Here is a 14,562-nt window from a genome sequence, read left to right on the forward strand (position 1 = left end):
CGGCCGGGCCGTTCCACACCGCTCCGGGCGGTTACCCGACGGGGCGCTCGTGGGCTCCTGCCGACGCCGTGCGGCCGGTGGAGGACGCCGCCGACGCGGCGGGCGCGGTCGAGGCGGCGGTCGCCTCCGGCTGGGACACGCTCAAGGTGGTGCTGCACACCGGGCTCCCCCTGCTCGGCGAGGACGCGCTGCGCGCGCTCGTCGCCACCGCGCACGCGCGGGGCCTGACCGTCTCGGTGCACGCCGAGGGGCCGGGCCAGGCGGCTCGGGCGATCGACGCCGGCGCCGACGTGCTGGTGCACGCGCCCTGGACCGAGCCGCTCTCCGGCGAGGTGCTGGAGCGCGGTCGGCACATGACGTGGATCTCGACGCTGGCCATCCACGGCGCGGCCGAGCGGCGGTGCGCGATCGAGAACGTCCGGCGCTTCCGCGCCGTCGGCGGGACGGTGCGCTACGGGACGGACATGGGCAACGGGCCCACGCCCGTCGGACCGAGCCCGGCCGAGATCCGCGCCCTGGCCGAGGCCGGCCTGGGCATCGACGAGCTGCTGCTCGCGATGACCGGCGTGGCCGCGGGCGGGTCGCCGGACGGCGTACGCGCGGAGCGGATGCTGGCGAGCACCGCCCCGCCACCGCGGGACGCCGAGGAGCTGATCGCCTGGCTGGCGGGGGCCCGGCGGCTCGTCGACCTGACCGGCACGACCCCTGCGGAGGACCGATGACGACCCTCGCCGAGCGGGCCGAGGCCCTCGACGCCGCCGATCCGCTGGCCGCCCTCCGGGCCGAGTTCGTCCTGCCCCCGCAGGTGAGCTCCTATCTCGACGGCAACTCGCTCGGCCGGCCGCTGCGTGCCACCCGAGCGCGGCTCGGGTCGTTCGTGGACGGCGACTGGGGCACCGGCCTGATCCGCTCGTGGGACGCCGGCTGGATGGACGCGCCCGTGGAGCTGGGCGACGCCATCGCCCGCATCACCCTCGGCGCCGCGCCCGGGCAGACCGTCGTCGCCGACTCGACCACCGTGATGCTCTACAAGCTGGTCCGCGGCGCCGTGGCCGCGCGACCGGGCCGCGACCAGGTCGTCGCCGACACCGAGAACTTCCCCACCGACCGGTTCGTGCTCGAGGGCGTCGCCGCCGAGTGCGGGCTGGAGATCGTGTGGCTGCGGACCGACCCGCGGACCGGTCCGTCGGCCGCCCAGGTGCGCGCCGCCGCGGGTCCCCGGACGGCGCTGGTGCTGCTCAGCCACGTGAGCTACCGGTCGGGCTTCGTCGCCGACATGCCCGCGATCACGGCCGCCGCCCACGACGCCGGCGCGCTGATGCTGTGGGACCTGTGCCACTCGGTGGGCGCGGTGGAGCTGGAGCTCGACCGCATCGGCGTCGACCTGGCCGTGGGCTGCACCTACAAGTACCTCAACGGCGGGCCCGGCGCGCCCGCGTTCGGCTACCTGGCGCGGTCGCTGCACGGCGCGGTCCGTCAGCCGGTGCAGGGCTGGATGGGGGCGGCCGACCCCTTCGCGATGGCGCCCTCCTATGTGCCCGCCACCGGGATCCGGCAGCTGATCAGCGGCACCCCGCCGATCGTGGGGATGCTGCCGATGCGCGACATGCTCGACCTGATCGAGCGCGCCGGGATGGCGGCCGTGCGCGCGAAGTCGGTGCTGCTCACCGAGCTCGTCATCGAGGCGTACGACGAGCTGCTCGCGCCCCTGGGCGTCGAGCTCGGATCGCCGCGCGACCCGGCGGCGCGCGGCGGCCACGTCACCCTCGACCACCCGTCGTTCCAGGGGCTGCTGGGCTCGCTCTGGGAGCGGGGTGTGATCCCCGACTTCCGCCCGCCGCGCGGGCTGCGGATCGGGCTGTCGCCGTTGAGCACGAGCTTCGCCGAGGTGGCCCACAGCCTGACGGTGGTGGCGGAGCTGCTGCACGCCGCCGCCGCTCCCTAGCAGGCTCCTGGCCCGCTTCGCCGGCCTCCGACTCACCGTGCCGAATCGTGCATTTGCGTGATGACACGCCGGGTGCGTCCGCGACACGCCGTACCGAATCGCGCATTTGCGGGGCTACGCGGGCGAGGCGTCAGCCGGCGAGCGCGGCCGGATCGGTGACGGGGGCCCGGCAGACGAAGCCCTCGCAGACGTACGCCGTCGGCAACCCCTCCACCGCCGGCCGGTCGACGAGGAGCGGAATGTCCGGCGCCGGCCCGTCGGCGACCGCGACGATGCCGCCGGGGCGCGCCATCGCCGCGCGGACCATGCGGTCACGGTCGGGCCCGGGAGTGCCGACGACGGCGATCTCCTCCGGACCGGCCTCGAGCAGCGTCGCGGCGGCCAGGCTGTGGCCGGCGAAGCGAGGGGCCTTCGTCGCGAGTGCGGCGACGGTGGCCAGCACGGCCTCGGCGCGCTCGCGATAGCTCCTGTCCCCCGTCAGCGCATGAGCCGTCACGAGCGCGCCGGTGATGCTGCTCGTGCCCGACGGGCTGGCGTTGTCGGCGGCGTCGCGCGGTCGGGTGAGCAGGGCCTCGGCGTCGCTCGCGGTGTCGAAGAAGCCGCCGTCGTCGGCCCCGAAGAGCCGGAGCGCGGTGTCGATGAGCTCGGTCGCCGCACCGAGCCAGCGCGGGTCGGCCGTCGCGCGGGTCAGGGCGAGGAAGCCCTCCGCGACACAGCCGTAGTCCTCCAGCACTCCCGCGTGCGGGCCGGCGACGCCATCGCGCGAGACCCTCCTCAACCGAAGGGGGCCTCCCGCCCCGCCGACTGGGGCCTCCCCGCCCGTCGAGTGGGGGCTCCCCTCGACATGGACGTCGAGCAGCAGCTCGCCGGCGACGACGGCCGCCTCGACGAGGTCGGGGCGGCCCAGCCGCAGCCCGGCGTCGACAAGACCGCCGATCGCGAGGCCGTTCCAGGCGGCGACCACCTTGTCGTCGCGGGCCGGCCGGACCCGGGCGGCGCGGGCAGCCAGCAGCCGCTCTCGGACGTCGGCGAGACGCGCCCGGTCCTCAGGGGCATGCCGCAGCTGGAGTGTCGAGGTGCCGTGCTCGAAGGTGCCCTCGTCCGTCACGCCGAAGACCTCGGCCGCCCACGCGCCGTCCTCGTCGCCGAGCACCTCGCGGAGCTGGGCCGGCGTCCAGACGTAGAACCGGCCCTCCTCCCCCTCGCTGTCGGCGTCGAGCGCGCTGGCGAACCCGCCCTCGGGCGTGCGCAGCTCACGGAGCATGAAGTCGGCCGTCTCCCCGGCGATCCGGTCGCCGAGGTCGCTCCCGAGCCGGGCGTAGAGCCCGAGCAGGAGGCCGTTGTCGTAGAGCATCTTCTCGAAGTGCGGCACCACCCAGCCGCGATCGACCGCGTAGCGCGCGAAGCCGCCGCCGATCTGGTCGTAGAGGCCGCCGCCCGCCATCGCGCTCACCGTGCGGTCGAGCATCATCCGGGCCTTGTCGCCAGGAGTACGCCGGAGGAACTCCAGCACCATCGACGGCGGGAACTTCGGCGCTCCCCCGAAGCCTCCCGCCATCGGGTCGAACTGCTCGGCGAGCGTCTCCACGGCCGCCACGAGGTCGATGTCGGCGTGCGGGGCGGTCGGCGACGTCGTACGGGAGAGATGGTCGCGAACCGACGCCGCCACCTGGTCGATCTCACCGCGCCGGTGGGTCCATCCCTCGCTCAGCGCCTGGAGCACCTGGGTGAACGCCGGCATTCCCTGCGCCGGCCGCGGCGGGAAGTAGGTGCCGGCGAAGAACGGCGCCGCGTCGTGGTCGAGGATCACCGTCATCGGCCACCCGCCCTGCCCCGTCATGGCCGTCGTCGCGGCCATGTAGACCGCGTCCACGTCCGGCCGCTCCTCCCGATCGACCTTGATCGAGACGAAGTGCTCGTTCATGTACGCCGCCGTCGCCTCATCCTCGAACGACTCATGCGCCATCACATGGCACCAGTGACACGCGGCGTACCCGACGGACAGCAGGACCGGGACGTCGCGGCGGCGCGCCTCCTCGAACGCCTCAGGCGACCACTCCCACCAGTCCACCGGATTCTGAGCGTGCTGGAGCAAGTACGGGCTAGTTGCCGAGGTCAGTCGGTTCGCCATTTCCTGTGACTCCTGACGAGTGGCAGATGCATCACTTGGTCGAGTGATGCACGAGAGTGATGCACGAAACCAGCGTACGATGGTTCATCCAGCGTAGGAGGGTCTCGGTGGCCACACGTTCTCAACCCAAGCTGCTCGCCCAGGGCAAGCCGCGTACGACGGAAGGCAGCTCGCGTCCATGGCGGGTGCGGCTCTACGCCCCGTCCAATGGCTCGAACAAGTACCAGGTGTTCTTCAAGGCGCCCGCCGGAGACGGCGAGCCGTGGAAGCGAGTGCTGCGCCGGGCCGCGTCGGAGGAGGAGGCGCGCCGGATCTTCGCCCAGGCCGAGGCGGCGCTGGACACCGAGTCGGAGACGCCCGTCGGCGCCGATATCCGCGCGGCGCGAACGATCCGGATGCTCGGCGAGGAGTACCTCAAGGACTCGATCGAGCGTGGCAAGCAGCCGCGGACGATGGAGCAGCGCGAGTCCCGGCTCAACGCCCACATCCTCCCGACCATCGGCGACGTGCCGGTGACGAAGTGGCGCGTCGAGCACAGCCGCAAGGTGATGGAGAAGGGATCGAAGACACTCTTTTCCCAGCGCGGGCGCGAGGATCTCCGTGGCCAGCTCGCCGCGATGCGCAAGCTCGCCTGGCGCCTGGGATGGCTCGACCGCGCGGTCGACCCTCTCGACGGCTTGGAGATCGGGCGAGCGACCGTGCATCACGGAGCGACGGCGCAGTACGTCGACCCGCGGCTGCGTCCCGAGACCAGGCAGGTGCGCGCGATGGCCGCGGCAGCCGATCGCCTGTGTGGTCCCGACGGCACGGATCCGCTGATGACCCGGCTGCCGCTGTTCGGCACGAAGATCCGCCTCGCCGGCTTCGGCGGCCTGCGCCTCGGCGAGCAGAACGCGCTGCGCGCAATTGACGTGTTCTTCGACCAGGGCTACGTCCACGTCAACGGCTCCTGGATCACCCCGAGAAGGGCGCCCGGCTTCCGCGGCCCGGTCAAGAACCACACCCTCCACGAAGTCCCGCTTCCGAACTCGCTGATGCGCGGCGAGCTCCTCCCCCGCGTCGCGGTGCTCCTGGGTCTGCCCGCGGACGCGGCGCTGCAGCGCATGCTCAACGCCCAGGAAGAGGAACGCCAGCGTCGGGCCGCACTCGCGCAGCGGGAAAGGGACCGCAGCCTCGCCTGGTGGAACTACCCGGTGCCACCCAAGGACGAGCTGTGGCTCTTCGTCGACACCGTCACCGGCCTGCCCGTAAAGCCCGAGATGCACAACGAGCGCTGGCACCGCGTGCGCGCGTGGGTTGAGGAGAACGACCCAGACAACGCCTGGCCCCGCACGATCGTCTACCGCAACCTCCGCCACCACGCGGCCACCAAGTGGTTCCACGAGGAGCTTGGCGAACCGTGGGAGGTCGTCGCTCAGTACCTCGGCGATAAGCTCACCACCGTCCTGAACCACTACGTCCGCGCTGGCGAGGACGCCCTCCGAGACTCGGTCGACAAGCTCGCCAGGCGATGAGGCCTTCCGCTACGCGGAGATCGCATCGCGCCAAACTTGTCACCAGTAGATGGCAACGACCTCGACGTCGATCAGCTTGGCTACGTCGGTATCACCAGGGGCGTCCGCAACGAGCTCAGGCGTGCTGTCGGCCGTTGCGACTACAGAACCGCCCGGCAGGACGGGCAGACCAGCGAGCTGCCGTGCAATCCGGCGGGCATCAAGGTCTTGTTCGGGTGTCGGCGCGCTGTCTGGGTTTCCGGCAACGATGAGTTCGCGCACCGCAGCGAACGCCTGCCGCTGCGCGCTCGGCGATGCTTCGTCGGAAACTCGCGCGGCAATCTCGATGAGCTCCACCGCCGCTGATGGCCGGCGGTCCTGCTTGGTCATCGAAGCGATCTGATCTGCATAGGCTGCGAGCGCCCGCACAAGGGCGAGGTGCGACTGCCCCGTAGCAAGTCCATCAAGTCCCGTGGTGCCCGCCTTGCTCAGCGTGTCGATCTGGTCCACCAGGCTTGGGGCGACGTCGCCAAACAGGTGAGCGACCTTGACTGGGGTCCAGGTTTCGTGGAGGCCCGGCCGCGCGACCCGGCACAAGAGCTTGAACTGGCCCGACGAGAACAGAACGCGCCGGATGTCCTTCCAGTAGCCAATGTGCTCCGTAACGCCGACGATTTCGAGCGGGCGAACGGGGGCGCCAAGTTCACTTGCAGTGCTGGACCGGACGACGTACTCATGCCCGTCTACGGTGGCCACGACGAAGTTGCATGCAGTTGCCCTGATGGGGATCAGCCCGGCGAGGAGGCGATCGAGGACCTTCTTCACGGGTTCGATCTCATCGAGCATGGCGAGCCCTGCAGGGCCCGCCATCTGCGGGTACTCGGCAGCCATGGCGGAGAACTCCGACACCATCGTCCCGAGTTTGAACACCGGGTCAACCTCAAGGACGACCTCTAGTTCGATCAGCTGTCCACGCAGCAAGTCTTCGCCACGCCACCCGCGATGTCCGCCATCTTCGGTGGCACTGTCGACTGGAATAGACACTGGACCGACCGCGTCGTCGCGCAGTGCGATCGGCAGCTTGGCGTCATCGCGTAGCTCGTTGAACAGGGTCTGGACCACTGCCTTGCGAGAACTTTCGACAGAACTTGAGTTCGCGGTCTGATAGCGAGTTGCGCTCTCGGCCTTCGCGGCGACGGCGCCTACCGATGCCTTTGCTGACATCTCGGCCTGTTCGGATACGGACCTGCCGCTCGTAACATGCTCGGGAATCGTGTCCCGCTGGGACACGAGCAGACTCGTCAGGCTGACCTCATCGAGGTACACGAACTCGCGAAGAGGGCGGGCAGTATCGATGACCTTCTTCGCCCGCTTCGCTCGCCTTCGATCCCGAAAGCGACGCCACCAATCGTTAAGCGCCATTGGAGGCTCCCTTCGCCTCTCGCACCGGCCGCCGCGCTACTCGCTCGAACGCCTGGGCAATGTCTTCATCAACGATCGCCCTGCGGCCATCGCCGGCCGCCAGGAGGGCTGCCTCCGTCCAGAGCGACGCAAGCCGTGCCGCAGACCACCCGTCGCTGGCAGCCGCCACCATCTCCAGCCCGAGCACTCCCTCGGTCTTCATCTGGCCAGCGCCGAGTTGCAGGATCTCCAATCGGTCTTCAGCGGTTGGCATGCCAAACGCGATTTCCCAGTCAAACCGCCCCGGTCGCAGGAGTGCCTCGTCAACGCTCTCGATGCGGTTGGTGGCCGCGATCACGATGAGGTTCGAGCCGCCCTGATCGAAGCCATCGAGCTCTGTCAGGAGCTGGGCAACGAGTCGCCTGGACGCCTCGTGGGATTCCTCGGTGCGGCGCTCGGCGATGCTGTCGATCTCGTCGAAGAAGATGATCGCGCTGTCCTTCTTGGCCGCTGCGCGGAAGATCCGTCGGATTGCTTGCTCGCTGTCGCCGACCCACTTGCTCACGATGGAGGGCCCGCTGATCAGATAGAAGGAAGCGCCGGACTCGTGGGCGATCACGCGCGCGAGATGGGTCTTGCCGGTTCCGGGAGGGCCCGTGAAGATGATCCCCTTCACAGGGCGGGCACCGATGGCTGACAACTGCTCGCGGTTCTTGAGTTGGGTCTCGATCAGTTCAACGGCACGCTGGCGAACCTCGTGGTAGCCAGCGAACGAGGCGAACGTTGGGCCGTCAGCGCCAGCAGGGACCAGATACTCGTCAATGCTGTCGTCTCCGACGCCCTCATCTCGGTACCTGACCGGACCCTGATCGAAGACCCGCAGCACGCCATCGACCTCGCTGAACTGAACCGTATTGCCGACGGCGACCTCGACAGAAGCTTCACCGGGCACGAACCGAATCCCAGCGCCGTACTCGATAAGAAGTCCGTCATCGAGAATCTTTCGGATGATTGCTACCTCGGGAATCTCCGGCCAGGCACTCTCAGGAACTACCTCCCATCTGTCCTCACTCACGAAGACAACGGAGCCCCTCTGAAGGTCGGCCAGTTGTCCCAGCGAGAATCTGGCAGTGCCACCGTTCGAAGTGCGGCCTAGGAACGCCTCGCCCCCATCGAGCACCTCGAGCACCTTTATCAGATGCCCGTCCCAACGCCCCTCGACGTTGCCCGCCTCGCTCACCTGCGCACCTCCCTCACTGGACTTGATGCCTCCAGCTCTCGCCAGCTTGGGACGAGAGCGGTCATCATCGCCGTGAAGGCCTTGCCGTGGGAGCGATAGCGCAGGTGCAGAAGCTCATGGACAACGACGTAGTCCTGGAACTCCTCAGGCATGTCGACGAGATCTCCGGCCAGGGTGACGACACCGTCAGGGGCGCACGAACCCCACTTGGTCTCCAGCTTAGCGATCACCACTCGGGTGGGGTTAACGCGGATCTTCGCCGCCCAGGCCATCGCCTTGCGGGTGAGCACCTGGTCAGCGGTCAGGATCATCTTGGGGCGCGCCATCAGACCTTCTCCAGCACGTTCATGACGTTCTCGATGATTTCGTTGCACGCCTTCGCAGGAACCTTCTTGTCCAGCAGCGGCTTGTAGAGGCCACTACGGAGGCGGCGGCGCTCGTCCGGGTTCTGCTTCCAGTGCGGGAACTGGTCGACCGCGATCTCGATGGTCGTCGCGATGTGCTGGATGTCGACCTTGAGCCCGCTCAATGCCGGTTCTGCACTCAGAGCCGCGTAGACGCCGAAGGCTCGATCGGAAAGTCCAGCCTGCCTCGCGAACTCACGCAGCCGATCCTTCTCCTCAGCAATGGCCTTGAGTTCGTCGAGAGCCGCGAGGCCGTTGACCTTGCGTTCTTCGAGGTCCTGGATGACGCGATCCGCCTTGTCCCTGATGCTCTGAAGCACGACGGCAGCAGCGGGGTTGTCCTCCATTTCCTTCCGCAAGCCACGCAGCAGGTTGTAGACCTTCTCCTCCGGCGGACCGTCGTCGTTCCGTAGCGCCTCCAAGGTGTCGACATCGAAGGTGGCGACCTTGGTAAACCGCCCGAGGCCCTCCTGTGTCGCGCTCTCCTCAATCAGCCGCTTCGTCTTGTGCTCCAGGTCGGCAGTGAACCCGCCAGCATCCAAGTACGCGTTGCGGACTGCGGCGTACAACATGGAGAGCCGCTTGTACGTCGCGATGTGGTCGCGCAGCTCTGCCGACGGTGACAGGATCTCCCACAGCGACTCGATGTCGCGATAGGCGTCGAAGAACTCCTTACGCGCTTCCTCGGTGAGAAACTTGCCGTAGACGAGACTCTCCAACTGCTCATCAGCACCCTGACCGCCCTCCACCTGGAGGTACTCGGTTGAGGCGACGTCTATCTTGACCAGCAGATCTGCCATCAGGACGTCGAGGTCTTCCAACGCGCCCTCAACATCGGCCGAGTCGAACCGCAGCGCCTTGTGCAACTCCTTGAGGATGCCGACAAAGTCGACGACGAGTCCGACCTTCTTCTGCACACCTTCGCCATCCACGTAGGGGCGGTTCACGCGCGCGAGCGCCTGGAGCAGCACGTGGTCGCGCATCGGCTTGTCGAGGTACATCGCGTACAGCACCGGCGCGTCGTATCCGGTGAGCAACTTGTCGGTGACGATCAGGATCTTGGGCCGCTGGTCAGCCTTCTTGAACTGGCGCCGCACCTCCTTCTCGCGGTCATCAGAGAGTTGTAGGTCGTAGACGTCAGGTCGGTCGACCACGTCGTTGGGGTTTCTGCTGTAGACGACCTCGGACCACTCGGATGGAAGTAGCTCATCAAGCGCACGCTTGTACTTGGCGCACGTTTCCCGGTCGACGGCAACGAGGAACACCTTGTAGCCCAGCGGCTCGACGTTCTCCTTGAAGTGGTTGGCGACGAATTCGGCCACCTGCCTCACACGGCTGTCTGCCCCGAGGAACGTACGCAGGCCGACGGCCCGCTGAAGCACCTTATTGAGCTCCTCAACGTCAGTGATGTCCTCGTCATTGGCGAGCGCGTAGAACTGCTCGTCGAGGTCCTCGGGCTCCATGGACATCGTCGACGGAGCAAGCAGGTATTTGATCGGCAACGTCGTCTCGTCGTCGATGGACTCGATGATCGAGTACTTGTGCAGATAGCCCTTTTCGTCCTGGGCGCCGAAGATCTGGAACGATCCCGACCCACCGCCTTGCGTGCCCCCGACCGGAGTTCCAGTGAAGCCGATGATGGTGGAGTTCGGCACGGCGGCCATCAAGTAGGAGCCGAGGTCGGCAGCGACGGAGCGATGAGCTTCGTCGATGAACACGAAGATGTTGTCCCGGTCAGAGCTGTCCTTCCGGATCGTGTCGAACTTATGGATCATCGACACCACGAGCCCGCGGAAGTCTGAGTCGAAGATGTCCTGCAGGTCGTCCCTGCTGTTGGCCCGCCGGACCGGGATGTCATTGGCCTGCATCTCGCCAAGGAGCCTGTCGACCCACTCCTTGAGCTGGCCCTCCAGTTCAGTGCGGTCGACGACAAGGATGACGGTCGCGTTCTTGAAACGATCCTTCTGGCTCAGGATCAATTGGGCCGCGGTCAGCAAGGTGAATGTCTTGCCCGAACCCTGGGTGTGCCAGATCAGCCCACGGTTCTTGGTCGAGTCGGCGCAGCGTTCGACAACGGCGTCGACAGCCCCACGCTGGTGCTCGCGGAGGACAGACTTCCGGGTCTCGCCGTCCTCGACGTAGAAGAGCACCCATTCGCGAAGGGTGCGCAGGAAGTCGCGTGGCTCGAAAAACGCCTGCACCGCGTCGCGGTAGGACTCGTCGCTCGTGTGCTTCCACTTGAAGAGCATCCGGCGGTTGACGTTCCAAGTGACGCCGTACCAGTAGTCGATCAGGTGCGTCTCGTTGTGGAGCTGCGCCTGGGTGAGGAGCTCGGGCGTCTCCTTCTCGTAGCGCCGAAGCTGGGTGACCGCCTTCGTCAGAGCGTCGCGATCCTTCGGGTTCTTGTGCTCGACGATGGTGACCGGGATGCCATTGACGACGAACATGACATCGGCGCGGTTGCCCTTGGCGCGTGCCGGCGGCTCGATCTTCCACTCCCAGGTGACCTGAAGCGCGTTCTGGTCCGGGAACACGTAATCGACAACCTGGACCGGGCGGTGACGCTGCTCGTTCTCATCGTTCCACTGGCGCTCCCCGCGCAGCCACCGAAGCACCTCCCGGTTGCCCTCGATCGTCGCCGGGAGCGCCTCGATGCTCTCGACGATCGCACGGGCCTGATCCTCGGTCAGCCATGAGTTGAACTCTCGCAGCTTGTCCTCCAGCACCTCGGGGAACAGCATGTTCGCTCGGCCGCGCCGCATCCCCTCGGCCTCTTCGGGCGTGAGCTGCTCCCACCCGACAGCGGAGGCGTGTTTCACCATCGGGAACTGCACCGACTTGGCTTCGGAGATCTTGATCTGGCTCATGCGGCGCTCCTCGCGAGCTTTGGAAGCGCACTCAGGTCGAGGTCGTCGACAGACACCTCGCCGGTCATGAGCTTGTGCAGCAACGACTTGAAAAGCTGCTCGAGCACCTCGCGCTTTCGCCGGTGCAGGTCGATCTTCCGATCGACGGCATCGAGCACGTCGACGATCGCTTGCTGCTCATCGATGGTTGGCGGCATTGGAACGGTCATCGCTCGCAGGAACCCGCACGTCAGCGCTCCCTTGGTGCTGCCTCCACCTGACGCGACAGAGCGCAGGTAGTCGTACTTGGTCTCTAGATACGCGCGTACGAACTTCGGCACCGCCTTCTCTAGATCGGTCTGGAGGTAGGCCAAGTGTTGGTTGATCGTCGCTTGGACGCCCAGCACAGCGACATTGCCGAGGGTCTTGCCTTGTCCGGTGATCGCCACAAGCACGGCTCCTGGCTTCAACACGGGCAAATGACACTCTTGAAGCGCGACGTCCGTCACGAACTGGTCTGCGTCCCGGATGTCGCGGTCGTAGACCTTCGCACTGTTGAGCCAGGGAAACGTTCCCCCCTCCCAGTAGTCGCTGTTGGACCGCTTGGGGGTCGACCCGTTCCCGATCCGACCGAGGCCGCCCAATGGAACGGGGTCCCAACTTCTGGGGATCGGGCCGATCTCCGACTCCTTCTGCGCCTCCCCCCGCAGTCCCTGCGAGAACAACCGCTTCATCGCTGCGGCCTTGGTCTCCGCGGTCGCCTTGAGCGCAGTCTCCTCCCCTTGGAGTTGCGTCAACAGCAACCTCAGCGTCCGGCCGATCGCGACTTGGTGATCGAACGGAACGAACGGGATCTCAAGGTCGCGCAGGGTGGCTCCGTTCACGCTTGCGAAAGTAGATCCGGTCGCGTGCGCCTCAAGCGCTGGCTTCATGAACCCAAGCGCGAAGTACAGGTACCACGGATCGACTCCCTCTGCGGCTCGGATTGCTGACACGCCACGCCCCACCACGGCGTCTTCCGTAGCCATGTTCACGTCGCCGACAGGCGCACGAACTGACATCAGAACGTCGTCAGGCTTCGCGAACTTGCTGCCCTGTGTGCACCAGACTCGCGGAGTTGGGTGCACGAGTCCGAAGTCAGCCTTCCCTTGGTAGAACGGGAGACCTTCGCGATGCGCGTTGTAGGTGGTTGAAGGAGGCGACTGGCCGAGAATGACCTCAGCCACCTCGGGGTCACCCAGCCGCCTGGTCTGGACGACAACGCTCACTGGATCTCCTTCAGGAGTGCGAAGAGGGCGTCATCGTTCCTGGCGGCATCCAGAGAAAGCGCTTGCAGGTCGGCCACGAGTTCGCTGATGTCTCGATGGTCGGCGGCATCAGCAGCGGTGACCCATCGGCTGGGGCTGAGGTTGTAGTCCGCGTCAGCAGCCTGCGCGGTGTCGATGACCGCAACCTCACCCTCAACGGGCTCACCCAAGTTGGAGAGCCTCGCGAGATCGGCGACGTCATCGTCAGCAAGGTGGTTCTTGGGCTTGCCCTTCGTGAAGCGCTTGCTGGCATTGACGAGCGCGATCTTGCCCTTCTTGGACTCGGGCTTTCGCTTGTTGAGCACCACGATCACGCCCGCGGCGGTGGTGTTGTAGAAGAGGTTGTCCGGCATGAGGATGACACCCTCAATGAGGTCCTGATCGACGAACCACTTGCGGATGTTGCGTTCCTTGTCCTCGTTCTTCGAGCCGGAGCCGCGAGTGACAGCGCCGGTGTCCAAGACCACGGCCGCACGCCCCGCATCCTTGAGGACTGACAACGTGTGCTGGAGCCACGCCCAGTCACCCTTGCCCGAAGTTGCACCGCCGTTCTTGATGAAGCGGTCGTACGGGTCGTCCTCGAAGATGCTGGCGCCGAACGGCTGGTTCCACATCGGATTGGCGACAACAAGGTCGAACCGGTCGAGTGAACCCGACGGCGTACGGAACTTCGGATTGATCATCGTGTCGCCACGCCGGAGGTCGACGTCCATGTCGTGGATGATCGCGTTCATCCGCGCGACCGCATAGCTCTCGGCCTGGAGCTCCTGCCCGTAGAGCTTCAGCGGCACCTTGGCGGTCGGATCGAGCTCGTTGGCAACGAGCTGCAGCTTGATGAGAAGGCCGGCCGATCCGCAGGCGTAGTCGTGACAGGTCTGGCCTGGCTTCGGGCGCAAGATCCGGGCCATAAGGAAACCGACCTCGGTCGGCGTGAAGAACTCGCCAGCGCTCTGGCCGGAACCCTCTGCGAACTTGCGGAGGAGGTACTCGTAGGCGCGACCTAGGAAGTCGGGTTGCACATCAGCGAGGCCGAGTCGGTAGCGCGGATCAGAGAAGGTCTCGACGACACCGTTGAGCTTGGCAGGGTTGATGTCTCGCTCACCGTTGCGCTCGGCCGCGAAGTCGACGACATCGATGACGCCTGCCAGCGTCGGGTTGTAGCGGACGACTGCACGCACCGCCTTGGTCAGGTGCTCGCCAACGTCGCGGGGGCGGGTCGAGCGACCACGCTCGTCGTCTGGCCAGTCGTACTGGGCCCGGCCGCTGATGACTGCCCACCGAGCCTCGGGCGGGAGGTAGAAGCGGAGGAGACTGTGGTCGTTGTCGGCGATCTCGCTGGCGACCTCGCGGTCGCCGTACTCCTCGGCGAGGCGGTCGATCTCGTCATCGAAGACGTCCGATAGGCGCTTCAGGAACAACAGCGGGAGCAGGTAGTCCTTGAACTTAGGCGCATCCTTCTCCCCACGAATTGAGCAGGCCGCGTCCCAGAGCATCTGCTCCATCGGCTTGGTGGTCGGGGTCGCCGACTTGGCCTGACGGCCACGACGACGGCTCACAACCGCGCCGCCCGTGACCGGGGCATCGCTGAGGTCGACGCCGGCCTCTTCGGCCAGCGCCGTGATCTTGGCCAGCTGGGCCCGCTGCGGCTTGTTGGCTCCGCCCTCCCACCTGTTGACCGTGGCGAACGAAACCCCGATCCGCTCAGCCATCTCAGCCTGCGTCAGATCAAGCGAGGCGCGAATAGCCTGAAGGAGGGTAGGAACGGCCGATGCATCTGTCATGTGTGTTATGTTTG

Annotated in this window: 9 protein-coding genes and 1 pseudogene; 3 read left to right on the forward strand and 7 right to left on the reverse strand. The window is 66.7% G+C overall.

From position 1 onward, the window contains the following. Together QM572_RS08425 and QM572_RS08430 are read left to right on the forward strand one after the other, a co-directional pair. Positions 1 to 722 (forward strand): annotated as a pseudogene (locus tag QM572_RS08425) (hypothetical protein); the annotation flags it as partial. Beyond that, positions 719 to 1,945, forward strand: coding sequence for a kynureninase (locus QM572_RS08430; protein ID WP_415092001.1), 1,227 nt, complete (start codon positions 719 to 721; stop codon positions 1,943 to 1,945). The pseudogene QM572_RS08425 and the gene QM572_RS08430, both read left to right, overlap by 4 nt. Positions 1,946 to 2,075: 130 nt before the next feature. Here QM572_RS08430 and QM572_RS08435 read toward each other — a convergent pair whose 3' ends face one another. Then, entirely contained in the window at positions 2,076 to 4,076 is a 2,001-nt protein-coding gene (locus tag QM572_RS08435; protein ID WP_415092003.1) for a thioredoxin domain-containing protein, read from the reverse strand. A 107-nt stretch (positions 4,077 to 4,183) separates the two neighbouring features. Between QM572_RS08435 and QM572_RS08440 the strand changes: the two genes are divergently transcribed. Then, positions 4,184 to 5,590, forward strand: coding sequence for a hypothetical protein (locus QM572_RS08440; protein ID WP_415092005.1), 1,407 nt, complete (start codon positions 4,184 to 4,186; stop codon positions 5,588 to 5,590). A gap of 39 nt (positions 5,591 to 5,629) precedes the next feature. Here QM572_RS08440 and QM572_RS08445 read toward each other — a convergent pair whose 3' ends face one another. Genes QM572_RS08445 through QM572_RS08470 form a run of 6 tightly spaced genes read right to left on the reverse strand, consistent with a single transcriptional unit; the run spans position 5,630 to position 14,548 of the window. Then, positions 5,630 to 6,991 carry a hypothetical protein gene (locus QM572_RS08445; protein ID WP_415092007.1) on the reverse strand — a complete coding sequence of 454 codons (1,362 nt, stop codon included), beginning with the start codon at positions 6,989 to 6,991 and terminating at the stop codon, positions 5,630 to 5,632. After that, a complete protein-coding gene (locus QM572_RS08450; RefSeq protein ID WP_415092009.1) occupies positions 6,981 to 8,210 on the reverse strand; it encodes an AAA family ATPase in 1,230 nt (409 codons plus the stop codon). The genes QM572_RS08445 and QM572_RS08450 overlap by 11 nt, the downstream gene beginning before the upstream one ends. After that, on the reverse strand, positions 8,207 to 8,536 hold the full coding sequence (locus QM572_RS08455; RefSeq protein WP_415092011.1) for a M48 family metallopeptidase: 330 nt from the start codon (positions 8,534 to 8,536) through the stop codon (positions 8,207 to 8,209). Before QM572_RS08455 ends, QM572_RS08450 begins: the two co-directional genes overlap by 4 nt. Then, positions 8,536 to 11,481, reverse strand: coding sequence for a type I restriction endonuclease subunit R (locus QM572_RS08460; protein ID WP_415092014.1), 2,946 nt, complete (start codon positions 11,479 to 11,481; stop codon positions 8,536 to 8,538). Before QM572_RS08460 ends, QM572_RS08455 begins: the two co-directional genes overlap by 1 nt. Continuing rightward, on the reverse strand, positions 11,478 to 12,728 hold the full coding sequence (locus tag QM572_RS08465) for a restriction endonuclease subunit S (RefSeq protein ID WP_415092016.1): 1,251 nt from the start codon (positions 12,726 to 12,728) through the stop codon (positions 11,478 to 11,480). The genes QM572_RS08460 and QM572_RS08465 overlap by 4 nt, the downstream gene beginning before the upstream one ends. Further along, positions 12,725 to 14,548: an N-6 DNA methylase gene (locus QM572_RS08470; RefSeq protein ID WP_415092018.1), complete on the reverse strand. Its 1,824-nt coding sequence runs from the start codon at positions 14,546 to 14,548 to the stop codon at positions 12,725 to 12,727. Before QM572_RS08470 ends, QM572_RS08465 begins: the two co-directional genes overlap by 4 nt. Positions 14,549 to 14,562: the final 14 nt, after the last annotated feature.

This window comes from Nocardioides sp., assembly GCF_047607365.1.
Lineage (GTDB): Bacteria > Actinomycetota > Actinomycetes > Propionibacteriales > Nocardioidaceae > Nocardioides.